The organism is Micromonospora cynarisoli, from assembly GCF_030518815.1.
Lineage (GTDB): Bacteria > Actinomycetota > Actinomycetes > Mycobacteriales > Micromonosporaceae > Micromonospora > Micromonospora wenchangensis.
In genome coordinates this window covers 5,827,178-5,848,065 of sequence record NZ_CP130426.1, presented here as the reverse complement: position 1 = coordinate 5,848,065, position 20,888 = coordinate 5,827,178, and the positions used below count along the sequence as shown (strand labels likewise).

Sequence of the window (20,888 nt, the reverse complement as noted above, 5' to 3'; positions counted from 1 at the left end):
GACGGACACGCCGACGCCGGTCCCGGTCGGCGCACCGCCCCCGTGCCGGGTCAGCGCGGCGAGGACGATCCCCGCCCGCCCCGGCCCGGGGTCAGCCGCCTGCGGCGGCCTTCATGTCGCGCTTGAGTTCCTGCGGCAGCGAGAAGGTCAGCCGCTCGTTGGCGGTGACCACCTCGTCGACGTCGGTGAAGCCCCGCGCGGCCAGGTGGGCCAGCACCTCGTGGACCAGTTCGTCGGGCACGCTCGCGCCGGAGGTCAGCCCCACCGTCCGCGCGTCGGCCAGCCAGGCGTCGTCGATCTCGTGGGCGAAGTCGACCAGGTGCCCGGCGCGGGCCCCGGCGTCCAGGGCCACCTCGACCAGGCGTACCGAGTTGGACGAGTTACGCGAGCCGACCACGATCACCACGTCGCAGTCGGGGGCGATCTCCTTGACCACGTGCTGCCGGTTGGAGGTGGCGTAGCAGATGTCGTCGCTGGGCGGCGACTGGAGCAGCGGCAGCCGGGTCTTGAGCCGGGCCACCGTCTCCAGCGTCTCGTCCACCGACAGCGTGGTCTGGGAGAGCCAGACGACCTTGTTCGGGTCGCGCACGGTGATCCGGTCGACGTCGTCGGGGCCGTCGACGAGCTGGATGTGGGCGGGGGCCTCCCCGGCGGTGCCGATGACCTCCTCGTGCCCCTCGTGCCCGATCAGCAGGATGTCGTAGTCCTCGGCGGCGAACCGCTTGGCCTCTTGGTGCACCTTGGTCACCAGCGGGCAGGTCGCGTCGATCGCCCGCAACGACCGGGCCCTGGCCTGCTCGTAGACCTCGGGGGCGACGCCGTGCGCGGAGAAGATGACGGTGGCGCCCTCGGGCACCTCCTCGTTCTCCTCCACGAAGATCGCGCCCTGCGCCTCCAGGGTCTGCACCACGTGCTTGTTGTGCACGATCTGCTTGCGGACGTAGATCGGCGCACCGTAGAGCTTCAACGCCTCCTCGACGGTCTGCACCGCCCGGTCCACCCCGGCGCAGTAGCCGCGGGGCTTGGCCAGGAGCACGCGCTTGCCGGTCTTGGGGGTCGCCTCAGCCTCGGTCACCCGCCCATCGTACGTGTCGACATCGCCACCGGCAGGAGCTGCGACCCGTACCACAGCGGGGGTACGGGTCGTGGCGGGCGGCCCGGCAGCGTCGGGTCGTCGGGGGCGGACCGTAGGGTGGGCGGGTGACCGACGCCCCCCGCAGCACCCCCGAGGAACCCTGGCCGGTCCGGGTGGTCAGCCAGAAGGTCGGCGCGTGGATCGCCAAGCTCGGCTGGGTCTGGGTCGACGGCCAGGTGGCGCAGATCAGCCGCCGCCCGGGGGCGGGCACGGTCTTCCTCACCCTGCGTGACCCGTCGGCCGACCTCAGCCTCACCGTCACCACCAACCGGGACGTCCTCGACTCGGGTGCGCCGGAGCTGCGCGAGGGGGCCCGGGTGGTGCTGCACGCCAAGCCGGAGTTCTACGCCGCGCGGGGCACGCTGAGCCTGCGCGCCGACGAGATCCGCCAGGTGGGGCTCGGTGAGCTGCTGGCCCGGCTGGAGAAGCTCAAGAAGCTGCTCGCCGCCGAGGGGCTGTTCGACCGGGCTCGCAAGCGCCGGCCGCCGTTCCTGCCGCAGCGGATCGGCCTGGTGACCGGCCGGGCGTCCGCCGCCGAGCGGGACGTGTTGACCAATGCCAGGCGGCGCTGGCCGGCGGTGGAGTTCCGCACGGTCAACGTGGCGGTGCAGGGGCCGGGGGCGGTGTCGCAGATCGTCGACGCGCTGCGGGTCCTCGACGCCGACGAGAGCATCGACGTGATCATCCTGGCCCGGGGTGGCGGCGGCATCGAGGATCTGCTGCCCTTCTCCGACGAGGCGCTGTGCCGGGCGGTCTTCGCCTGCCGTACCCCGGTGGTGAGCGCGATCGGCCACGAGACGGACGCCCCGCTGGTCGACTACGTGGCCGACGTCCGCGCCTCCACCCCGACGGACGCCGCCAAGCGGGTCGTGCCCGACCTGGCCGACGAGGTACGGCTGATCGGCCAGGCCCGCTCCCGGCTGGAGCGGGCGGTCCGCAACCTGGTCGACCGGGAGTCGCACCGGCTGACCCTGCTGCGGTCCCGGCCGGTGCTGGCCCGGCCGCAGGTGATGGTCGAGCAGCGGGCGGCCGAGGTGTCCGCGTTGCGGGACCGGGCGGGGCGCAGCCTCGACCACCGGCTCGACGCGGCCACCACCGACCTGCGGCACACCCTGGCCCGGCTGCGGGCGCTCTCCCCCGCCGCCACCCTCGACCGGGGCTACGCCATCGTGCAGCGGGCCGACGGGCACGTGGTCCGGGCGGCCGGCGAGGTGGCCGGCGGCGACCCGCTGCGGATACGCCTCGCCGAGGGCGAGCTGGCCGCGACCGTCGAGCGATGAGGAGGACGAGATGAGCGACCGGAAACCCGACGAGCAGCTCAGCTACGAGCAGGCCCGGGCCGAGTTGGCCCAGGTGGTGGAGCGGTTGGAGGCCGGCGGCACGTCGCTGGAGGAGTCGCTGGCGCTGTGGGAGCGCGGCGAGCGGCTCGCCGCCGCCTGCCAACGCTCCCTCGACGGTGCCCGCGCCCGGATCGACGCCGCCCGGCCGGCCGCCGACGCCTGACCCGGGTCAGCTGACCAGGCGGATGCGGACCCGGCGGTTCTGCTTGCCCTTGCTCTCCACCTTGACCACCTGGATCCGCCCGACCTGCCCGATGGACGCGACGTGGGTGCCGCCGTCGGCCTGCACGTCGAGCCCCTCGATGTCGACGATCCGGACCTCCTGCTCGTCCGGCGGGATGAGGTTGGTCTGGGTGCGGACGATGTCCGGGATGGCCAGCGCCTCGTCGCGGGGCAGCACCCGGACGGAGACCCGCCGGTCGGTGGCCAACTCCTTGTTGACCGCCTCTTCGAGCAGGCCCTTGAAGCCCTCGGGGGGCTGCGGCAGGTTGAAGTCCATCCGGGCCTCGCCCGGCTCCATGTTGCCGCCGGTCACCAGCGCGCCGAAGTCGCGGAACACCACGCCGCAGAGCACGTGCAGCCCGGAGTGGGTGCGCATCAGGGTGAACCGGCGCTCGTCCTCGATCGCGCCCCGGACCTCGGTGCCGACCGGCGGCACCGGGTCGCCCTCGGCGGGGATCAGGTAGAGGTCGTCACCCTTGTGCGTGCCGACGATCCGGGTCTGCACCCCCTGCCACAACAGCACCCCGTGGTCCGGCGGCTGGCCGCCGCCACCGGGGTAGAAGGCGGATCGGTCCAGCACGATGCCGCGTTCGGGATCGACGTGCACGACTCGGCAGGTCCACTCGCGCAGGGACGGGTCGGCGAGGTCGAGACGTTCGGTGCGTCCGTGGTGGGAGATGCCCATGGGGGCGCAGCGTACTACCGATCGTCGCGCACCGTGAGACTAGCCACGCCCGGCCTCGGCCCAGTAGCCGGCCAGCCGCTTGACCACCTCGACCAGCTCTCCCTCGTCGAGGGTGAAGGGCAGGCGGACGTGGTCCAGGTAGGAGCGTGCCCCCACGGCGAAGTGCGAGCCGAGCATCAACTGCATGCCGTGGTGCTGGGCGACGTGGTTGAGCTGTTGCAGCGGCCGGGGGGTGGCGCACCAGACGCTGAGCCCACCGTGGGGTGACTCGTGCCGCCACTGCGGCAGGTGTTCGGCGAGGGCGGCGAGCAGGGTGTCGCGGCGGCCGAGCAGTTCCCGCTGCCGTTCGAGGCGGATCTGCGGCAGGTCGTCGAGGAGTTCGGCGGCGAGCAGTTGGGTGGGCAGCGGGCAGCCCAGGTCGTACATGGCCCGTAGGTGCACGATCCGTTGCAGCTCGCGGCGGGGGCCGATCAGCCAGCCGATCCGCAGCCCCGGCCAGCAGACCTTGCTGAGGCTGCCCACGGTGTAGATCTGCGCGCCGGGGGCGTACGCGCCGATCGGGGGTGGCGGGAGCGGGCCGTCGATCCGGGTGTCGGCGAGGGTGAGGTCCTCCACCAGCGGCACCCCGTACCGGCGGGCGATGGAGGCCAGGGCCGCACGCCGACGCTCGGTCATCGTCCACCCGGTCGGGTTGTGGTATGTCGGGATGACATAGATGAACGAGGGTTCGTACCGGCGGACGGCCGCCTCGACCGCCTGCGGGTCGGCGCCCTCCCGCTCGATCGGCACGACGACCAGCCGCAACCCGGCGGTCCGCAGCGACGCCAGCACGGTGGGGCAGGTCAACTCCTCGACCAGCACGGTGTCGCCCCGCCGGGTCAGCACCCCCGCCAGCAGGGACAGCGCCTGGGTCGCGCCGTTGGTGACGATCACCTCCTCGGCGGCCGTGACCCGGCCGTCGGTGGTCAGCTTGCCGGCGATCCGGTCCCGCAGCGCGGGGTAGCCGGCCGGCTCGTACACCCGGCCGGGCAGCGCGGCGGCGGCCAGGGCGGGCAGCCGGGCCATCGCCGTCATCAGCCACGGGCCGGGCGGGGGCGACGGGACCGTCAGGTCGACGGTACGCACCCGGTCGCGGACGACGTCGGCGATGAAGCCGCTCGCCGCCGCACCGTAGTCGGCGGGGGGCGCGACGGCGGGTTGGGCGTGCGCCACCCGGGTCCCGCTGCCCTGGAGGCTGACCAGCCAGCCCTCGTCCTTGAGCAGGCTGTACGCCTGGGCGATGGTCGTCCGGCTGACGGCCAGCGCCACGGCGAGCCGGCGTTCCGGGGGCAGTTCGCTGCCCGGGGGCAGCGATCCGAGCCGGATCAGCAGTCGCAGCTGCTCGGCCAGGCCACGGTAGAGCCGGATCTGGTCGTCCTTCCACGCACCGAGCTGAGCGGCCAACTCTTCCGCGTTCATGCTCTCCCCCCAATGGACTGAGGATTGGCTATTTCCCTCAGCCACTGACTTGAGCAATATTCCATCGTCACGTTAGCGGGGGGCTGTGACTACGATCTGGCATCGCACCTGCCCGCTCTGCGGCCAGGTCCGCTTCCGAGGCGTGACGCCGCACCGAGTGTCACCTCACTCGAGCCGCCGAAGGAGACGGTTCCAAGCAGAACGGGGAGCGGGAGCCGCATGGAGTCGTCGTTGCACGCAACCGCGGGCTCGAACGGCACGGGGCAGCGCGTACCGGCCCCCCGCGCCGCGTCCGGACCGGCCACTCCCCCGGGCGGCACACCGCCGCCGGCCGACCCGGCGGCGACCGAGGCCCTGGGGCCGCTGCTGCGGCAGGAGGTCGTCCGCCTCGTCGAGGCCGAGGCGTCCTCGGCGGTCACCCAGACACTGTTGACCCCGCAACGGCTGCGCGCCATCTGTGAACTCGCCACGGAGGACCTGCTGGCGCTGGCCCGCCGGGACCCGGCCGCCGGCGAGTCGTGGCAGTACGTCTGGGACAGCTACGTCGCCTACCGGGCGACCCTCGCCTACCGGGTGGCGCACGCCGTCCACCGGGCCGGGGACACCCCGCTGGGCCCGGACGTCCGACTCGCCGTGGCCCGCCGGGTCTCCGAGGCCGCCAAGGTCCGCACCGGCGTGGAGATCCACCCGGCCGCCAGCATCGGGCGACGACTGATCATCGACCACGGGCTCGGCACGGTGATCGGCGAGACCGCCGAGATCGGCGACGACGCGTACATCCTCCAGGGGGTCGTGCTCGGCGCGCGGGGTATCGCCGACAACCCCAGCGGCCGGCGGCACCCCCGGCTCGGCGACCGGGTCGAGGTCGGCGCGTTCGCCCGCATCCTCGGCGCGGTGACGGTCGGCGACGACGTGCTGATCGGTCCCGGGATCATCGTCACCACCGACGTGCCGAGCCACCGCCGGGTCCGGCTGCTCAACCAGTACCAGGGCACCTCCGGCGAGTGCAACGTCCGGGTCTTCGGCGTCGTGCCGGTCTGCGAGGGCGTGGTCGAGGTACACGGCACCGGCCTCGCCTCGATCGAGGTCGACCTGGTGACCAGCACCGGCCAGCACCGGCCGGTGCTGGTCCTGGAGCGTGACGACCGGCGGGTCCGGTGCGCGGTGAACCGTCCCGGCACCGACGAGCGGCTCCGGATCATCGACACCTGCGGGAACGAGACGGTCCTCTACAACCTCCAGCAACTCTGGCGGGCGCTCGACGAGTTCGGCTTCGCGTGACCAGGAGATGACATGACGAACCACCCCGGCGCCCGCGCCGGCCGCTGGCAGCTCGGGCTGCTCTACCTGCTGGTGTGCCTGATCTGGGGCACCACCTGGTACGGCATGAAGATGAGTGTGGAGACGCTGCCGCCGATCACCGCGGCCGGGTTGCGCTTCCTGGTGGCCTTCCCGTTCCTGCTCGCCGTCTGCCTCGCCGCGCCGGGGGTGTCGCTGCTGCCGCCGCCGGGCCGGCGCTGGGTGGTGCCGTTCATCGCGGTGGTCTACATCGCCGTCCCGTACGCGCTGATCAACTACGGCGAGCAGCACATCAGCTCCGGCCTGGCGGCGTTGATCTTCTCGTCGGTCGTGGTCTTCCTGCTGCTCTTCTCGGTGCTGATCTCGCGGATCTCGGTGAGCTGGACGCAGTGGGCAGGCGTGGTGGTCGGGCTCGGCTGCCTGGTCGGCATCGTCCAGCTGACCGCCGGGATCAGCGCCCGGGGCGTGCTGGCACCCGCCGCCGTGCTGCTCGCCGCGGTGATGCACGCCCTGACGTACGCGGTGATGGCCCGCTACGGCGGCACCGTGCACGTGCTCACCCAGGAGACCCTGCCGATCGGGCTCGGCGCGGTGGGGCTGGTGGTGCTCGGGGCGTTCGTCGAGCGGCCCGACCTGGGCGCGATCTCCGGCCGCTCGCTGACCGGCGTGCTCTACCTCGGCCTGGTCGGCTCGGTGATCGGCTTCGCCGCCTACTTCTACCTGCTCCAGCACGTCGACGCGGTCCTGGTGTCGTACGTCTTCGTGCTCTTCCCGGTGGTGGCGCTGTTCGGGTCGGCGCTGCTGGAGAACGCCACGCTGCCGGCCCTGGCGGTGGCCCTCGCGGTGGTCATGCTCGCCGCGTTCGGGCTGACCAAGAAGGCCAGCGGGGGCGGGTCGGCGACGACGCCCGCGCCGGTGACCCCGGACGACGGGGCGACCCTCGACGGGTCCACCCTCGGCACGATCTACGAGCACGCCCGGGTCGCCTACCCGGGCGAGGCGTGCGGTTTCGTGCACGCCAGCGGGCGGGTGCACGCGGCCCGCAACACGGCCGACGAGATGCACCGTAAGGACCCGGTCCGGTTCCCGCGCACCGCCACCACCGGCTACGTGCTGGCCCCGGCCGACCTGACGTACCTGGAGGACAACCTCGACGTGGACGACCCGGTGGTGGTGCTCTACCACTCGCACCCCAACGGGCGGGCCTACTTCAGCGACGAGGACCGGCGCAACGCCCTGGTCGACGGGGTGCCGCTCTATCCGACGCTGGAGCAGTTGGTGGTCGGCATCGACGACACCGGCGTCCGGGAGGCCCGGTTGTTCCGGTGCGTCGACGGTGAGTACACCGAGCTGCGCTTCCTGACCGGCCCGGACCGGCGGACGGCGGAGGTGGGCTGAGATGGGCATCAGTGACTCGATCCTGGACACCGTGGGGGGCACCCCGCTGGTGCGGCTCAGCCGGCTCACCGCCGACCTGCCCGGGGAGATCCTGCTCAAGCTGGAGCTGAACAACCCGGGCGGCAGCCACAAGATGCGCATCGCGTTGAACATGATCCGGGCGGCGGAGCGGGAGGGTCTGCTCAAGCCGGGCTCCGGGCAGACCATCCTGGAGCCGACCGGGGGCAACACCGGGATGGGGATCGCGATCGCCGCCGCGGTGCTCGGCTACCGGGTGGTGCTGGTCATCCCGGACAACTACAGCGAGTCGAAGCGTCGCCTGCTGGCCAGTTTCGGGGTGGAGGTCCGGCTCTCGGACAGCACCCGGGGCAACAACTCGCACGGTGAGCTGGCCACCGAGATCCAGTTCGAGCACCCCGAGTACGTGATGCTCAACCAGGCCGCCAACCCGGCCAACCCGGAGATCCACCGGCTGACCACCGTCCGCGAGATCATCGCCGACCTGGACGGCACCCGGGTGGACGCCTACGTGGCAGGCATCGGCACCGGCGGTCACCTGACCGGTGTCGGCGAGGTGCTCCGGCAGCACCAGGGCGGGCTGCGCATCCTCGGCGTGCAGCCGGAGGGGTGCGACATGTTCGCCGACGTGTTCGTCCCGCACCGCATCCAGGGGCTGTCCATCGGCATGATCCCACCGGTGCTCAACACCGGGATCATCGACGAGATGGTCACGGTGAGCGAGGCGGACGCGATCGACGGGATGCGCCGGCTGATGGAGTCCGAGGGAATCGGCGCGGGACCGTCGACCGGCGCGAACATCGCCGTGTGCCGCCGGCTGCTGGCCGCGTCGCCCGAGCCGCTGACGCTGCTGACGGTGGCCTACGACCGGGTCAACGACTACCTGGAAATGCTCTGAGCCGGTGCTGACCGCAGCGCGCGGCCCGGGGCGGACACGACGACGGCGGGGCGGCCCGGGGGCGGCCCCGCCGTCGGTGCACCGGCTCAGCTGAACAGGTTGTAGAACTCCTGCGGCGCCTCGACCACCTGGTCGGCGGCGGGCTTCTGGGCGGCGGTGGCGTTGCCGTAGTCCGAGTAGGTGATCTTGATGTCCTGCGCGACGCTCTGGCCGGCCGCCGGGATCCGGACCACCAGTTCACTGAGCCGGCCCTGCGGGTCCAGCTTGGCGGTGAACGGCACCGACTGCGCCTGCGCGCCCAGCGCGCTGATCACCGTCTGGTCGACGGAACCGGCCTCGGCGGCCTTCGACACGTCCAGGGTGCCGGCGTAGCTGCCCTCGCCGGTCTGCCGGACCTCGGTGATGCCCTGGGTCAGCACGGCGCTGCCGGCCGGGTCGACCTTGTCGAAGTCGAACCCGAGGGACTTGTTGCCCTTGATCCGGGTCTGGTCGAGGTGCTGGTACTTGCCGAGGTTGAGCTTCTGCGCCCCCGGGATGCTGCCGGCGGACCTGCCGCCCAGGTCGAGCTTGACCCAGCTGTCCGGCTTGGCGTGGATCAGGTCCAGGTTCATCATCAGGTCCGACGACGCGTCACCGATGCTCAGCTTCATCTGGGCGCTCTGGCTGGGCTGGTGCACCTGTCCCTCGGCGGTCGACCCCACCCCGCTCATGGTGAACCGGAAGTTGCCGTTGCGGATCTCGTTGGTGGAGTTCAGCAGGGCCTGCTTGGCCTCGGAGGTGCCGGGCGAGGCGCTGCCCGGGGCGACGCTGCCGGAGACCGACGGGGACGCCGAGGTCCCCGCCTCGCCGGTGCCGGAGTTGTTACAGGCGGCCAGGCCGGGGGTGAGCAGCGCTGCGGCGAAGACCGCCGTACTGAAACGTCGAATGGTCACGTCAGGTTCTCCAGTCGGGTCGTCCGGCCCCCGGCGGGCACCGGAGGCGTGCCGGCGCGGGCGTGACACTTCCCGCGGGGCGCACGGTCCCCGCCCGGTCGGACCGGCCCGGGGTCGCGTCCCTTCTGTTCCCGGACGTCGCCTTCCGCAATCCCCCCGGCCCGGTCCACCCGTGCCGCCGCCGGTCAGCGCAGCGCGCCGGCCAGCTCACGCAGCTCGTTGTCGCGGGCGTCGCCCACCACGATCACCGTACGGTTCGGTTCGAGCAGCACCAGGGCCTGCTCGTTGCCCCGCCCGGTGTACCGCTGCCAGTTCGCCCCGCCCAGGTCGGCCGGCCCCTGCGGCTGCCCCTCGGCGGTCAGCTCGGCGGGGATCAGCCGCTCCGGCGGCACGGTGCTCTGCACCAGCTGGGCGCCCCGCCCCTCCGGGGTGAGATACCCCACCCGCAGGGTCGCGCCGCCGTCGACGGTACGGAAGCTGGCGCTCACCGTACGCCAGCCGTCGCCGAGCCCGGTCGGCTCGGCGACCGGGAAGACGTTCGCGGCGCGGGCCTGCTCGTAGGCGGGGGCGGCGTCGACCGTGGTGGGCTGCTCGCCGCCGAGGAAGCCCCGGTAGAAGGCGAGCAGCAGGGCGATCGGCACCAGCAGCACCAGCAGCGACAGGGCCATGTCCCTGGGCGAACGCTCGGAACGGGGCCGCTCCGGACGCCCGGGACGCGCCGTCGCCGCCCGGTCCGACGCCCCGTCCCCGGCGACCAGCGCCGGCTCGGGCACCCCGGCGACGAGCCCCGGCTCCGGGCCGCCGCCGGCGACGAGGGCTGGCTCGGGCTCGCCGCCGGCCGGCGTACCCGCGTCGCCGCCGGGGGCGGACCCGGTGGGCGCGTCGTCGGCGGCCGGGGGCACCCGCGGCCGGCCGGCCGGCGGGGTCGGGTCGGCGGGTACGCGGTCGGCAGGCTGGGCGGCTTCCACCGGCCCATTCTCGCAGCCGCCCGGTGGGGCGATCCCGGCCACCATCGCCCCGCCCCGTCCCCGGACCTGGCATCGTGTGAGGATCAGCGACACAGCCGGCAGGGGGCGACCTGCGTCCCGCCGGCCCACCCCGCACCGTCGCGAGGAGGAAGCCGCCATGACGAACACCAGGACGCGGGTCCCACAGGATCTCGACCGTAACCTCGCCCTCGACCTGGTCCGGGTCACCGAGGCCGCGGCGATGGCCGCCGGCCGGTGGGTCGGCCGGGGCGACAAGGAGGGTGGCGACGGGGCAGCCGTCGACGCCATGCGCAAGCTGATCAACTCGATCCAGATGCGCGGCGTCGTGGTGATCGGCGAGGGCGAGAAGGACAACGCGCCGATGCTGTTCAACGGCGAACAGGTGGGCGACGGCACCGGCCCCGAGGTGGACGTGGCGGTGGACCCGGTCGACGGCACCACGCTGATGAGCAAGGGCATGCCGAACGCGCTCGCCGTGCTGGCCGTCTCGGAACGCGGGGCGATGTTCGACCCGAGCGCCGTCTTCTACATGGAGAAGCTGGCCGTCGGCCCGGAGTACGCCGACGTGGTGGACATCGAGGCCGGCCCGGCGGAGAACATCCGCCGGATCGCCAAGGTCAAGGGCACCGAGGTCGCCGAGGTCACCGTCTGCGTGCTGGACCGGTCCCGGCACGACGACCTGGTCGGGCAGATCCGGCGCACCGGTGCGGGCATCCGGTTCATCTCCGACGGCGACATCGCCGGGTCGATCGCCGCCGCCCGGGGCGAGTCGGGCGTCGACGTGCTGATGGGCATCGGCGGCACCCCGGAGGGAATCATCTCGGCGTGCGCGCTCAAGTGCATGGGCGGGGCGATGCAGGCCAAGCTCTGGCCGCAGGACGCGCAGGAGCGGGAGAAGGCGCTCGCCGCCGGGCACGACCTGGACCGGGTGCTCGGCACCGACGACCTGGTCACCGGGGACAACTGCTTCTTCGTGGCGACCGGGGTGACCTCCGGTGACCTGCTGCGCGGGGTGCGGTACCAGGCCGGTGGGGCGTACACCCAGTCGATCGTGATGCGGTCCAAGAGCGGCACGATCCGGGTGATCGACTCGTACCACCGGTTGGAGAAGCTGGCCCTCTACTCGGCGGTGGACTTCGACGGCAGGCCCCTGGCAGAGCAGGAGTGACCGCGACCGACACGGCGGTTCTCCCCGTCCTGCCCGCCGCCCGTCGGATCGCCGGGATCGGGCTGGCGACCGCCGCCGGGGTCGGGGTGGCCGTCCAGTCCCGGATCAACGGCGAGCTTGGTGTACGTCTGGCCGACGGCATCGCCGCCGCGGTGGTCTCCTTCGGCCTGGGGCTGGTGGTGCTGCTGGTGCTGGTCCCGGCCCTGCCCGGGGGGCGGCGCGGGCTGGCCGACCTGCGCGGGGCGCTGCGGTCCGGGGCGCTGCGCCCCTGGCAGTTGCTGGGCGGGGTGTGCGGGGCGTTCCTGGTCGCCACCCAGGGGCTCACCATCGGGGCGCTCGGCGTGGCGGTGTTCACCGTGGCGGTCGTCGCCGGGCAGTCGGCCAGCAGCCTGGCGGTGGACCGGGCGGGCATCGGGCCGGGCGGGCGGCAGCCGGTGACCCTCTCCCGGCTGGCCGGTGCGGTGCTGACCGTGCTGGCCGTGCTGCTGGCGGTCGGTGACCGGCTCGGCGACCCGGGCACCCTGGCGCTGGCCCTGCTGCCGTTGCTGGCCGGGTTGGGGCTGGCCTGGCAGCAGGCGGTCAACGGGCTGGTCCGGGCGGCGTCGAACAGTGCGCTCGTCGCCACCGGAGTCAACTTCACCGTCGGTACGGTGGCCCTGCTGGTCACCTTCGGTGTGGACCTGGCGGTCCGGGGTGCTCCCGGTGGCGCGCTGCCGACCGAGCCGTGGCTCTATCTGGGCGGCCCGATCGGCATCGTCTTCATCACGGTCGCGGCGGCGATCGTCCGGTTCACCGGGGTCCTGCTGCTGGGGCTGGCCACCATCGCCGGGCAGGTCGTGGGGGCCGTCGTGCTGGACGTGGTGCTGCCGACGTCGGCGTCGCACCCGGGCCCGGCCACCCTGGCCGGCGCGCTGCTGACCCTGGTCGCGGTGCTGGTGGCGGCGCTGGGCCCGGCACCGCGCCGCTGACCCGACCGGGCCGTCCGCACGGGCGGACCGCCGGTGGCCCGGGGCGCGGTCAGTGGGCCGCACCCGCCGGGGTGGGCGTCCCGGGGGTGGTGGTGAGGGTCCGGACGGTGGCGGTCAGCGCCTCGTCCAGCGGGGTCGGGGTGATGCCGAGGACGGCGGTGGCCCGGGTCGAGTCCATCACGAACGGCCTGGCGAACTGGTGCGCGGTCTCCCGCAGCTCGCGGGCGAACGGGTCGGTCAGCCCGCCGAGCCAGAGCAGCGGGTAGGGCATCCGGGCCAGCTTCGGCGGCGGGGCGTCGGCCAACTCGGCCGCCCGGACGGCCAGCTCACGGACGCTGGTCGGCGGGTCGCTCGGCACGTGCCAGGCGTGTCCCCAGGCCCGCTCGTCGGTCGCGGCGGCGACCAGGGTACGCACCACGTCCCCGACGTACGTCCAGGTGTGCGGGGCGTCCCAGTTCACCGGCAGGAGGACCCGCTGGCCGGCGAGCACCTTCGGCAGCACCAGCGGCAGCAGGGAGTTGCCCTCGGCACCGAGGTAGTCCGAGCCGCGTACCTCGGTGGTCCGGGCCCGGCCGGCGCGGTGGGCGGCGAGCGCCTCGGTCCACATCCGGTTGCGGACCCGTCCCTTGGTGCCGGTGGCGGCGAGCGGGGTGTCCTCGGTCATCGGCGCGTCGACAGGTCCGTAGCCGTAGAGGCAGCCGACGGCGGCGAGCACCGCGCCGGTGCGCTCGGCGGTGGTGAGCAGCGCGTCGGCCAGCGGCGGCCAGTCGGTGGCCCACCGGTGGTAGGCGGGGTTGGCGCAGTTGTAGAGCGCGACCGCCCCGTCGGTGAGGGCGGTCAGCCGGTCGGTGTCGGCGGCGTCGGCGGCGATCCGCTCGATCGCCGGGTCGACGGGGCCGGTGCCCCGCCGGGTGACGAGCCGGACCTGCTCGCCCCGCCCGGCGAGGTGGTGTGCGGTGGCGGTGCCGACCGGGCCGGCACCGACGATCACGTGCAGCGACATGGGAGAACCTTTCGAAGCAGTAGACTGAATCGAGAGCACTGCTCTCGTTGAGCTGCGTCCAGCATGACCGGACCGACCCGCAGAGTCAAGAGCAGTGCTCTCTATTTTGATTGGCGCTCTGAAGCGTGGCAGAGTAGCCGTATGCCGGCTTCCTCGATCCGCGCCCGGGTCCGTGCCGAGATGATCGACGAGATCAAGGCGGTGGCCCGCCGCCACCTCGCCAGCGACGGGGCCGACCTGTCACTGCGGGCGGTCGCCCGGGACATGGGAATGGTCTCGTCCGCGATCTACCGCTACTTCCCCAGCCGGGACGACCTGCTCACCGCGCTGATCATCGAGGCGTACCAGGCGCTCGGCGACGCGGTGGAGGCCGCCGACACCGCCGTCGCCCGGGCCGACCTGCGCGGACGCTGGCACGCCGCCTGCCGGGCCGCCCGCACCTGGGCGCTGGCCCACCCCGCCGAGTACGCCCTGCTCTACGGCAGCCCGGTGCCCGGGTACGCCGCCCCCGTCGACACCGTGCTCCCCGCGCAGCGCCCGCCGCTGACCCTGCTCGGCATCCTCCGCGACGGGGTGGCCACCGGCCGGATCACCCCGCCCGACGACGACCTGCCCGAGCCGGTCCGGGCCGACCTGGCCGAGATCGCCGCCGGCCTCTTCCCCGGACTGCCCGAGGCCCTGCTCGCCCGGGGCATGGCCGGCTGGACCCAGCTCTTCGGGCTGATCAGCTTCGACCTCTTCGGCCGCCTCGACCCGGTCGTCCCGCACCGGGACGCCTACTTCGACCACCAGACCGCCCTGATGGCCGACCTCGTCGGCCTGCCCTGACCCGGCTCGCCGGGCCACCACCCCGGGCCGGGGTCACACCGCAGCCCGGCCGCGCGCAGCGGACCGGCCGGGGCGGCGCGCGGTGGCCATCGCGCTGTCCACCACGACGTGCCGGCGGTCCAGCCGCAACCCCCACTCGGCCAGCGGCCCCGGGTCGGCGGTGAAGCCGAGCGCCGCGGTCGCCCGCTCAGGGCGTCAGGGTGGACTCCACCCGGTACTCCCGGTACGGGTCGTACGGGCGGCGACGCCGGAACAGGATCGCCGCGACCACCCCGCCGAGCAGCCCGAACAGGTGCCCCTGCCAGGAGATCCGCTCGTCGGTGGGGAGGATGCCGAGCAGTTGCCAGCCGTAGAGCAGGCCGACCAGCAGCACCACCCCGAAGTTCCACCAGCTCCGCTCGACGACACCCCGGGTGAACAGCAGGCCCAGGTAGCCGAAGATGACCCCGCTCGCCCCGACGACCACCGAGTTGGGCGAGCCGGTGAACCAGACGCCGAGCCCGCTGACCAGGATGATGACCAGGGTGGACCAGAGGAACCGGCGGGCGCCGGCGGCCAGCACGAAGGTGCCGAGCAGGATCAGCGGGATGCTGTTGCTGTAGAGGTGGTCGAAGCCGTGGTGCAGGAACGGCGAGAAGAACACCCCGTCGAGCCCCTGGATGCGCTGCGGGATGATCCCGGCCGCCACGTCGAGCCCGAAGCCGAGCCCCTGGTCGAGGGCCTCGATGAGGAAGAGGAACGGCACCACCGCGCACATGGCGACGAAGGCCCGGCCGAGCGACGCGTAGAACGCCTCGGTGCCGAACCGGTCGGGGTCGCCGCCCGTCGGGTGCAGGGTCACCCCACCATGGCTATCAGCATTCTTCGCCAACCGCCACCCCGGGTCCCGCGCCACCGGGGGTACGACGACGGCGGGGCGGGTGGTCGCCCACCCGCCCCGCCCGTCCCGGTCGTCGCTCAGTACCAGCCGGAACTCTGGCTCTTGGCCCAGGCGCCGCACGGGTTGTCGTACCGGCCCTCGATGTAGCCGAGCCCCCACTTGATCTGGGTGGCCGGGTTGGTCCGCCAGTCGCTGGCGACCGAGCTCATCTTGCTGCCCGGCACCGCCTGCGGGATGCCGTACGCGCCGGACGAGGAGTTGCTGGCCTTGGGGTTCCAGCCGCTCTCCTTGGTCCAGAGCTTGTCCAGGCAGGGCATCTGGTCGATCTTGAAGCCCTCCTTGAGGAGCATCGCGCAGCCGGTCTTGCGGTGTCCGCTGTACGAGTTACACGAGGCGGGGATCGGGCCGGCGAAGGGCTTGATCTTCCCGTCCTCCTCCTTGGCCTTGGCCTCGGCCTCGCGCTCCTTCTTCCGCGACGCGGCGGCAGCCTCGGCGGCCTTGGCCCGCTGGGCGGCTTCCTTGGCCGCCGCGGCGGCCCGCAGCTTCGCCTGGTACTCGGCGGCCCGCTGCTTGGCGGACTCCCGCCGGTGGTCGGCCTGCCGGTCACGCTGGTAGTCGTACTCGGCCTGGTCGACCTGGAGGCCGACCTGTGCGGTCAGGCCCTGTTGCTGGGTTTCCCGGTCTTCGCCCAGATAGAAACCGCCGGCAACGCCCACGGAGAGCAGTGCGACGGCGGCCGTACGGGCACCGAACCGGCTCCACAGCCGACTCACGAAGTGTCCCTTCGTCGGGGGCAAGGACGCGGCGCGGACCGGCCGTCGACGGCGCGGTCGTGCCACGAGCGCCCCGACCTGAGCCGGTCGCCACCGACGCACCGGCAGGGGGGTGACTGCCCGCCCCTGGAAGGGGACGAACGGTCACCAACACCCCCACCGGGACGTGGGCGCTCGTGGGACACCATCGCGCACGGTGAGGCTGATGGGAAACCCACCGGCAAATTTGTGACCTGCGCCACAAAGTGAATGCGGACGATGGGGGGCGGACCCCGGCCCCCGCGACGGTCAGCCTGGGATGTCCTCCAGCAGATCCGTCACCATCGCCGCGATCGGGGACCGCTCGGACCGGTTCAACGTGACGTGTGCGAAGAGCGGGTGACCCTTCAACGCCTCGATCACCGCCGTCACCCCGTCGTGCCGCCCGACCCGCAGGTTGTCCCGCTGGGCGACGTCATGGGTGAGCACCACCCGCGAGCCCTGCCCGATCCGGGACAGCACGGTGAGCAACACGCCCCGCTCCAACGACTGGGCCTCGTCGACGATGACGAACGCGTCGTGCAGGCTCCGGCCCCGGATGTGGGTCAGCGGGAGGACCTCCAGGATGCCCCGCGACGTGACCTCCTCCAGCACGTTCTCGTGCACCACCGCCCCGAGGGTGTCGAACACGGCCTGCGCCCAGGGCGACATCTTCTCCGACTCGGACCCGGGCAGGTAGCCCAACTCCTGCCCGCCGACGGCGTAGAGCGGGCGGAAGACCACCACCTTCTTGTGCCGGCGGCGCTCCATCACCGCCTCCAGCCCGGCGCACAGCGCCAGCGCCGACTTGCCGGTGCCGGCCCGGCCGCCCAGCGACACGATCCCGATCGACTCGTCGAGGAGCAGGTCCAGCGCGATCCGCTGCTCGGCCGAGCGGCCGTGCACGCCGAACGCCTCCCGGTCGCCCCGCACCAGCCGGACGGTCTTGTCGGGCAGCACCCGCCCCAGCGCCGACCCCCTGGTGGAGTGCAGCACCAGGCCGGTGTGGCAGGACAGGCCGGCGGCGGCGTCCAGGTCGAGGCAGTCCCCGGCGTAGAGCCGGCCGATCTCGTCCTCGCCCAGCTCCAGCTCGGCCATCCCGGTCCAGGTCGGGTCGCTGGCCTGGCCGTGCCGGTACTCGTCGGCCCGCAGCCCCACCGAGGCGGCCTTGACCCGCAGCGGCATGTCCTTGCTGACCAGCGTCACCTCCCGCCCCTCGGCGGCCAGGTTCAGCGCCACCGACAGGATGCGCGCGTCGTTGGACTCGTTGCGGAACCCGGGGGGCAGGACGCCGTCGTCCGAGTGGTTCAGCTCCACGGTGAGCGTGCCGCCGGACTCGTTGGCGGGCACCGGATGATCCAGTCGACCGTGCCGGACCCGCAACTCGTCGAGCATGCGCAGGGACTGGCGGGCGAACCAGCCCAGCTCCGGGTGGTGTCGTTTGCCCTCCAGCTCCGAGATCACCACGAGCGGCAGGACCACCTCGTGCTCGGCGAAGCGGTGGAAGGCCGCCGGGTCGGACAGGAGCACCGACGTGTCCAGAACGAACACCTGGCCGGCTGGGCCGGGCTCCTCGGGGCCGGGCGGGGCGGCGGCCGCCGGACGGCGGCTCCGGGTGGCTCGGCGGGTCGTGGCAGTCGCGGCCGGGATCTGGTCGACACCGGCGGGCGTACGGCGAGTCGTCACAGGCCTGCTCCGACGGACGGGCATCCGCCATCCGCGTTCCGCCTCCTCCGGTGCCCGGTGACACGGGGTCGGATGCGGAACCCCGTGCGCGAGGTCGCAGATCCGGACGGCCGGCTGACCCGGGAAAACCCCGGGTCATGCCTAGACGCTAGCGGCGCCGGGCCGCCTCGGCTAGAGGGCGACGAGGATCTCCCCCGCACCGGGTGCGACCCGTCCGGCGGGCGGCGCGGACCGGCCGGGATGCCGCCCCCTGCGCGCATCCCGGCCGGTGGAGCCGCGTCACCTGTCGAGGCGGCCGGTGTCGGCTCCGCGGGTTCAGCCGGGCCGGCGGACCAGGGTGCCGGTCGGGTGCCGACCGGCGACCGGGCCGGGCGGGCTGGCGAACGAGGAGCCGGTGTACGTGGTGCCCTGACGGACCGCGGGGGTGGGACGCCACGCGGCATTGGCCGGCACGGCCGGGGCGGTGAGCGCCGAGGCGAGCACGGCCTGGGCGTCGCGCCGCCTGCGGTTCCAGGCGCCCCGGTCCCCGTCGAAGTAGCCCTGCCGGTAACCGAAGCGGTACCCGATCCGGTAGCTGAGCTGACCGTGCAAGCGGCCGGCGGCGTAGCTGGCCGCCCCGAGGACGAGGACGAGGGACAGGGCGAGCAGGGGGCTCATCGGGCGGCTCCGGTGGGCCGCGTCGGCCGGGTCACCGGTCCTCCGGCTCGGCCGGGCTCGGGTCGACGACCAGGAGCCGTTCCAGGTCCTCGGTGCTGACCTCCTCGACCAGTTCGACGCTGATCCGGCAGCCGTCCAGGACGACCTCGGCCATCGAGGAGCGGCGGATCTCGCCGCCGGCGTCGTAGACCCGGACGCTCATCTCCGGACAGCCGAGATGGGTCCGCCAGGCGTTCCACTCGTCGCGGTCGCCGACACTCAGTGACAGGTAGCGGCAACCCCGGGCGAGGTAGAGCCGCCAGGGCGCGCTCAGGCCGGCGGCGACCCCCTCCGCGATCAGGCCGAAGGCCTGGGCACGGGTCGCGAGTTCGGTCACCGGCTCCCCCTCGCACCGGGAGCGTGACGCATGTGAGCACTGATCGTCTCAAGCACGTGACACACCGTAGATTGTCCCATGAGCGTGACAGTATCAGCTTTTCGTCCGGTTCCCGGCCGCCTCGCTCGGCGGTATTATGCCCAGGTGAGACCGCTTCGTGCCGACTCCTGAGCGGGCCCGGCCAGCACGGTGAACACGTCTCATGTGCGTGACAAAGATCCGCCCCGGGCAGCCCGGACGGGCGCTGCGGTCGTACGGTTTCGGGGTGACCGAGACCGCCCCCGCCCGGAAGATCGCATTCGCCACCTTCGTTCGTCGGGCGCTCGACGACGCCCGGGCGATGCGCGCCTGGACCGGCACCGAGGTCTCCCGCCGCACCGGCGTCTCCCGCCAGACGATCAACAGGTGGGTCCGCGGCGACTGGGCCAGCGACCCGGAGGCCGAACGGGTGGTGGCGTTCTGTGAGGGGCTGGGCCTCAACCCGGCCGCCGCCTTCGCCGCCCTCGGCTGGGACCGCGCCGCCACCCCCCGGGGCGCCCCCGGCGCTCCGCCGATGGACCCGGACGTCGAGGCGCTGCTGCGCCGGCTGGTCGACCCCGCCGTGTCGGACGCGGAGAAGTTCCACATCCGGGAAACCATTCGTTACCTCGCATACCGCCCCACTCTCCCGCTCGATGTCCGAAAGGGCGGAGAGCAGGCCGGGTAGTTCCTCAGATGGCGAAAGAACGCCTGAGCAGACCCGATCGTTTCGCTCCGGGGCGGCAACGGGCACGCTAGCGTCCCTATTCGTACTGCTTGGGCTCGTCGTCGGCGGGGGGACGGGACAAGGCCGAACTCAGCCCTGCGGGACAGAAGGAGGGGTCTGTCCATGGCCCTGAAGTGGTGGGCAGTCGTGGTCGCGGCGGTCTCCCTGACCGCGTGCGTGACCGCGAACCTGGTGGCCGGCGTGGGCGGGAGCGGGCAGATCCCGCTGGTGTTCAACCTCTTCGCCCTGACCGTCTCGGGCACCGCCGTCGTCCTGGCGGTGGTCGCCGAACTGCACGACCGGCTCGACGACCGGGTCAGCGCGCTCACCGAGTTCCTGGTGGCGCGGCTCAACGAGATCGAGACCCGCACCGGCGACCGGAACACCGGTTTCGTCGAGGGTTACCTGCTCAACCAGGGCCGGGAAGCCACAGTGGTGCCGTTGGGACGGCGGGGGCGGGGAGCCGCCGAACGCTGAGGAGCACCTACGACCACGCACCCCGGCGGTGTCAAGAAGCCACTCCGAAGCCACGAATCAGCCACCGCCCCCGGGGTACGCTGTCGCGCGTGCCGCCGTTGAATCTGGGTAACCAGCAGCCACCGACCCCGCTGGATGCTGAGCACGCCTGGCGTACCACCGCCGAGCGGGCCGCCGACACCGTCCTCTTCTTCGACTTCGACGGCACCCTCGCGCCGGTCGACGACGACCCCACCGCGGTGCGCCCCGCGCCCAAGGTGCTCACCGCACTGGAGGCGCTGGCCCCGGTGGTGCAGCGGGTGGCGATCGTCTCCGCCCGTCCCGTCGACTTCCTCCGTGACCACCTCGGCGGCCTCGCCGGGATCGACCTCTACGGACTGTACGGTCTGGAGCACAGCCACTCCGGCGGCGAGACCGTCACCGAACCCGCCGCGCTGCCCTGGGTGCCCACCATGGCCGAACTGGCCGACCGGGCCCGCGCCGAGCTGCCCGCCGGCGCGCTGGTGGAGTTCAAGCGGCTGAGCGTGGCCCTGCACTGGCGTACCGCGCAGCAGCTCGGCCCGGCGGTCGAGCAGTGGGGGCGGACGCAGGCCGAGCGGCTCGGGCTGCGGGTGCAGGCCGGCCGGATGGTGCTGGAACTCAAGCCTCCCGTCGACCGGGACAAGGGTCTGGTCATCGGCGAGGTGGTCCGGGACGCCGGCGGCGCGTGGTATTTCGGCGACGACGTCTCCGACATCAAGGCGTTCGCGGCGCTGCGCGCCCGGTCGGCCGCCGACCCGGGGTTCCTCGGCATCTGCGTGGCGGTGGCCAACCCGGAGACCGGCCGGGAGGTCGCCGAGGCCGCCGACCTCACCATCGACTCCCCCGCCGCGCTGGGCGACTTCCTCACCCGGGCGGTGCACCACCTGACCTGAGCGCGGGCGTCGGCCGGACGC

At 73.1% G+C, this 20,888-nt stretch carries 22 protein-coding genes and 1 pseudogene; 11 read left to right on the top strand and 12 right to left on the bottom strand.

The genetic code is table 11. The features are described 5' to 3' along the window. Positions 1-91 precede the first annotated feature (91 nt). Positions 92-1,075: a 4-hydroxy-3-methylbut-2-enyl diphosphate reductase gene (locus Q2K16_RS25770; protein WP_302740747.1), complete on the bottom strand. Its 984-nt coding sequence runs from the start codon at positions 1,073-1,075 to the stop codon at positions 92-94. 125 nt (positions 1,076-1,200) lie between these two features. On the opposite strand from Q2K16_RS25770, the gene xseA reads away from it, so the two are divergent. Then, positions 1,201-2,415 carry an exodeoxyribonuclease VII large subunit gene (gene xseA, locus Q2K16_RS25765; protein WP_302740746.1) on the top strand — a complete coding sequence of 405 codons (1,215 nt, stop codon included), beginning with the start codon at positions 1,201-1,203 and terminating at the stop codon, positions 2,413-2,415. A gap of 10 nt (positions 2,416-2,425) precedes the next feature. Continuing rightward, on the top strand, positions 2,426-2,638 hold the full coding sequence (locus tag Q2K16_RS25760) for an exodeoxyribonuclease VII small subunit (RefSeq protein WP_302740745.1): 213 nt from the start codon (positions 2,426-2,428) through the stop codon (positions 2,636-2,638). Positions 2,639-2,644: 6 nt separating this feature from the next. Here Q2K16_RS25760 and Q2K16_RS25755 read toward each other — a convergent pair whose 3' ends face one another. Both Q2K16_RS25755 and Q2K16_RS25750 read right to left on the bottom strand, forming a co-directional pair. After that, on the bottom strand, positions 2,645-3,382 hold the full coding sequence (locus tag Q2K16_RS25755; RefSeq protein WP_302740744.1) for an alanyl-tRNA editing protein: 738 nt from the start codon (positions 3,380-3,382) through the stop codon (positions 2,645-2,647). 39 nt (positions 3,383-3,421) lie between these two features. Next, entirely contained in the window at positions 3,422-4,840 is a 1,419-nt protein-coding gene (locus Q2K16_RS25750) for an aminotransferase-like domain-containing protein (RefSeq protein ID WP_302740743.1), read from the bottom strand. A gap of 231 nt (positions 4,841-5,071) precedes the next feature. On the opposite strand from Q2K16_RS25750, the gene Q2K16_RS25745 reads away from it, so the two are divergent. The 3 genes from Q2K16_RS25745 to Q2K16_RS25735 are packed head-to-tail and all read left to right on the top strand — an operon-like array spanning position 5,072 to position 8,453. Then, positions 5,072-6,121 carry a serine O-acetyltransferase gene (locus tag Q2K16_RS25745; protein ID WP_302740742.1) on the top strand — a complete coding sequence of 350 codons (1,050 nt, stop codon included), beginning with the start codon at positions 5,072-5,074 and terminating at the stop codon, positions 6,119-6,121. 12 nt (positions 6,122-6,133) lie between these two features. After that, positions 6,134-7,537: an EamA family transporter gene (locus tag Q2K16_RS25740; RefSeq protein ID WP_302740741.1), complete on the top strand. Its 1,404-nt coding sequence runs from the start codon at positions 6,134-6,136 to the stop codon at positions 7,535-7,537. A 1-nt stretch (position 7,538) separates the two neighbouring features. Then, a complete protein-coding gene (locus tag Q2K16_RS25735) occupies positions 7,539-8,453 on the top strand; it encodes a PLP-dependent cysteine synthase family protein (RefSeq protein WP_302740740.1) in 915 nt (304 codons plus the stop codon). Between the two features lie 86 nt (positions 8,454-8,539). On the opposite strand, the gene Q2K16_RS25730 is transcribed toward Q2K16_RS25735, so the two are convergent. Both Q2K16_RS25730 and Q2K16_RS25725 read right to left on the bottom strand, forming a co-directional pair. Next, on the bottom strand, positions 8,540-9,385 hold the full coding sequence (locus Q2K16_RS25730; RefSeq protein WP_302740739.1) for a hypothetical protein: 846 nt from the start codon (positions 9,383-9,385) through the stop codon (positions 8,540-8,542). 185 nt (positions 9,386-9,570) lie between these two features. After that, the gene (locus tag Q2K16_RS25725) at positions 9,571-10,353 is read right to left on the bottom strand and encodes a DUF4245 domain-containing protein (protein ID WP_302740738.1); all 783 of its coding nucleotides are present in this window, start codon (positions 10,351-10,353) and stop codon (positions 9,571-9,573) included. A gap of 157 nt (positions 10,354-10,510) precedes the next feature. On the opposite strand from Q2K16_RS25725, the gene glpX reads away from it, so the two are divergent. Both glpX and Q2K16_RS25715 read left to right on the top strand, forming a co-directional pair. Beyond that, entirely contained in the window at positions 10,511-11,542 is a 1,032-nt protein-coding gene (gene glpX / locus Q2K16_RS25720) for a class II fructose-bisphosphatase (protein WP_302740737.1), read from the top strand. Next, a complete protein-coding gene (locus Q2K16_RS25715; RefSeq protein WP_302740736.1) occupies positions 11,539-12,510 on the top strand; it encodes a DMT family transporter in 972 nt (323 codons plus the stop codon). The genes glpX and Q2K16_RS25715 overlap by 4 nt, the downstream gene beginning before the upstream one ends. A 49-nt stretch (positions 12,511-12,559) precedes the next feature. Here the strand turns inward: Q2K16_RS25715 and Q2K16_RS25710 are convergent, their stop codons facing one another. Further along, complete coding sequence (locus Q2K16_RS25710) at positions 12,560-13,513, bottom strand: NAD-dependent epimerase/dehydratase family protein (protein ID WP_302740735.1); 954 nt, start codon at positions 13,511-13,513, stop codon at positions 12,560-12,562. A 141-nt stretch (positions 13,514-13,654) separates the two neighbouring features. Here Q2K16_RS25710 and Q2K16_RS25705 point away from each other — a divergent pair, with 141 nt between their 5' ends. Continuing rightward, on the top strand, positions 13,655-14,341 hold the full coding sequence (locus Q2K16_RS25705) for a TetR/AcrR family transcriptional regulator (protein ID WP_302740734.1): 687 nt from the start codon (positions 13,655-13,657) through the stop codon (positions 14,339-14,341). Between the two features lie 81 nt (positions 14,342-14,422). On the opposite strand, the pseudogene Q2K16_RS33300 reads toward Q2K16_RS25705, so the two are convergent. The 6 genes and pseudogenes from Q2K16_RS33300 to Q2K16_RS25680 all read right to left on the bottom strand — a co-directional run. Next, positions 14,423-14,530: pseudogene (locus tag Q2K16_RS33300) on the bottom strand (ferredoxin--NADP(+) reductase); the annotation flags it as partial. Beyond that, on the bottom strand, positions 14,529-15,182 hold the full coding sequence (locus Q2K16_RS25700) for a rhomboid family intramembrane serine protease (RefSeq protein WP_302740733.1): 654 nt from the start codon (positions 15,180-15,182) through the stop codon (positions 14,529-14,531). The gene Q2K16_RS25700 and the pseudogene Q2K16_RS33300, both read right to left, overlap by 2 nt. A gap of 116 nt (positions 15,183-15,298) precedes the next feature. Further along, complete coding sequence (locus Q2K16_RS25695) at positions 15,299-15,994, bottom strand: aggregation-promoting factor C-terminal-like domain-containing protein (RefSeq protein ID WP_302740732.1); 696 nt, start codon at positions 15,992-15,994, stop codon at positions 15,299-15,301. A 288-nt stretch (positions 15,995-16,282) separates the two neighbouring features. Continuing rightward, positions 16,283-17,698, bottom strand: coding sequence for an RNA 5'-3' helicase PhoH2 (gene phoH2 / locus Q2K16_RS25690; protein WP_302740731.1), 1,416 nt, complete (start codon positions 17,696-17,698; stop codon positions 16,283-16,285). 315 nt (positions 17,699-18,013) lie between these two features. Continuing rightward, positions 18,014-18,355 (bottom strand): hypothetical protein, encoded by a 342-nt coding sequence (locus Q2K16_RS25685; protein WP_302740730.1) that lies wholly within the window; start codon positions 18,353-18,355, stop codon positions 18,014-18,016. A gap of 31 nt (positions 18,356-18,386) precedes the next feature. Continuing rightward, on the bottom strand, positions 18,387-18,731 hold the full coding sequence (locus tag Q2K16_RS25680; RefSeq protein WP_088643976.1) for a hypothetical protein: 345 nt from the start codon (positions 18,729-18,731) through the stop codon (positions 18,387-18,389). Between the two features lie 265 nt (positions 18,732-18,996). Between Q2K16_RS25680 and Q2K16_RS25675 the strand changes: the two genes are divergently transcribed. The 3 genes from Q2K16_RS25675 to otsB all read left to right on the top strand — a co-directional run bounded on the left by Q2K16_RS25675 (position 18,997) and on the right by otsB (position 20,867). Then, positions 18,997-19,437: an XRE family transcriptional regulator gene (locus Q2K16_RS25675; protein ID WP_088643975.1), complete on the top strand. Its 441-nt coding sequence runs from the start codon at positions 18,997-18,999 to the stop codon at positions 19,435-19,437. A 162-nt stretch (positions 19,438-19,599) separates the two neighbouring features. Further along, the gene (locus Q2K16_RS25670; RefSeq protein ID WP_302740729.1) at positions 19,600-19,953 is read left to right on the top strand and encodes a hypothetical protein; all 354 of its coding nucleotides are present in this window, start codon (positions 19,600-19,602) and stop codon (positions 19,951-19,953) included. 89 nt (positions 19,954-20,042) lie between these two features. Next, the gene (otsB, locus tag Q2K16_RS25665) at positions 20,043-20,867 is read left to right on the top strand and encodes a trehalose-phosphatase (RefSeq protein WP_302740728.1); all 825 of its coding nucleotides are present in this window, start codon (positions 20,043-20,045) and stop codon (positions 20,865-20,867) included. Positions 20,868-20,888 lie beyond the last annotated feature (21 nt).

Excerpts from the sequence above, each read along its gene's own strand:
- Q2K16_RS25760 (WP_302740745.1), top strand. The coding sequence starts at position 2,426 with ATGAGCGACCGGAAACCCGACGAGCAGCTCAGCTACGAGCAGGCCCGG.
- Q2K16_RS25755 (WP_302740744.1), bottom strand. The coding sequence starts at position 3,382 with ATGGGCATCTCCCACCACGGACGCACCGAACGTCTCGACCTCGCCGAC.
- Q2K16_RS25750 (WP_302740743.1), bottom strand. The coding sequence starts at position 4,840 with ATGAACGCGGAAGAGTTGGCCGCTCAGCTCGGTGCGTGGAAGGACGAC.
- Q2K16_RS25740 (WP_302740741.1), top strand. The coding sequence starts at position 6,134 with ATGACGAACCACCCCGGCGCCCGCGCCGGCCGCTGGCAGCTCGGGCTG.
- Q2K16_RS25735 (WP_302740740.1), top strand. The coding sequence starts at position 7,539 with ATGGGCATCAGTGACTCGATCCTGGACACCGTGGGGGGCACCCCGCTG.
- glpX (WP_302740737.1), top strand. The coding sequence starts at position 10,511 with ATGACGAACACCAGGACGCGGGTCCCACAGGATCTCGACCGTAACCTC.
- Q2K16_RS25710 (WP_302740735.1), bottom strand. The coding sequence starts at position 13,513 with ATGTCGCTGCACGTGATCGTCGGTGCCGGCCCGGTCGGCACCGCCACC.
- Q2K16_RS25705 (WP_302740734.1), top strand. The coding sequence starts at position 13,655 with ATGCCGGCTTCCTCGATCCGCGCCCGGGTCCGTGCCGAGATGATCGAC.
- Q2K16_RS25685 (WP_302740730.1), bottom strand. The coding sequence starts at position 18,355 with ATGAGCCCCCTGCTCGCCCTGTCCCTCGTCCTCGTCCTCGGGGCGGCC.
- Q2K16_RS25670 (WP_302740729.1), top strand. The coding sequence starts at position 19,600 with ATGGCCCTGAAGTGGTGGGCAGTCGTGGTCGCGGCGGTCTCCCTGACC.